General features: G+C 63.4%; 1 protein-coding gene. It reads right to left on the reverse strand.

The genetic code is table 11. The features are described from left to right. Positions 1–488: 488 nt before the first annotated feature. A partial coding sequence (locus tag GY769_22060) for an IS110 family transposase (GenBank protein ID MCP4204602.1) occupies positions 489–1,165 on the reverse strand: 677 nt, incomplete at its 5' end.

A 1,165-nucleotide genomic window follows, 5' to 3' on the forward strand; every position in this document is an offset into this window, starting at 1 on the left:
CATCATGAAGATGTGCCACGACACGGCCATGAGCATCATCCGCAACATGCGTTGACGAGGCTGTCGACGAGGCAGACCCCGAGGGTGCTGTCAACTTCCATAGAAATCGATGTCAAGACGGACTCTCGCTGAGCCCTCGACATCTGGCGATCGAGCGCGGGATTTGCCGTTACCGAGTCGTTGGGCCGAGCGTCGTCCGGTTCCGGGATCGGTTCTTCGTGCGGGCGGGCTCGTAGGATGAGAAGCGATTGGGTGGGTCCTCGAGTTGTGGGACCAGCCTTCCATCAGGGCCTCGTGGGCCATCTCTTCTTTCGGTCCTGGGAGGGGGCCTAGACTTGAGGCAGTGACTCCCATCGTCGATGGGGCCCAAGTTGACAGTGGAGACTCTCCCTCGACCTTTGAATCTCGGAGCTCTTCCCGCCACCGATTCCCATTTCGGTCGCCGGCTTGCGGCTCTCGCTCGGTCGGGACGCGGCACAGAGACGTGCTTAGCTCATGATCCGGTACTCGCTTTCGGTTTTCCACATCGCTAGGACCACCGCGGCGATCTTGCGCGCGATGGTGAGCCGGGCCAGATTCGGTTTGGTCCCCGACCCCACGATTCGCTCGTAGGCCTCGAGCAGAGGATTGGGAGGCCGGCAGCGTAGAGCCGTTCTGGCGGCGCCCACAAAGATCCCCTTCAGCTGGCGGTTGCTGGCCTTGTTCAGCCCCCGGGTCTGGATCACCGGGACCCGCACCATCTGGCCGTCTGCCTGACGGACCCAGTCCGAGGTGCTGCGCGTCACCACCCCCAGCCCGCAGTAGGACCAGAAGCGTCGCTTGGTGCGGAATCGATGAGGCGTCACGACGATCGCCAGTAACTGCGCCGCTCGCTTCTGACCGATCCCCGGAACCGTCTGAAGCTTGCGCCACATCGGAAACTTCCTGGCGGCATCGCACATCTGCTGCTCTGCGGTGTGTTGCAGCTCTGCGAGCTGATCCAACTCCTGGCCGAGCAACTCGGCGCTCGGGCGTAGGCTCGGTGGCAGCTTCGTCTTCCACTCCCCGCGCAACCGCGGCGAATAGACCGCGGCATTCACGCACGCCACACCGCGACGCCGATACAGACTCTTGAGCCGCTGCTTGGCCCGCACTTCGTCGCCGGGCAGCTTGCTCTCCAAACGCA

This window comes from bacterium, from assembly GCA_024224155.1.
GTDB lineage: Bacteria > Acidobacteriota > Thermoanaerobaculia > Multivoradales > JAHEKO01 > CALZIK01.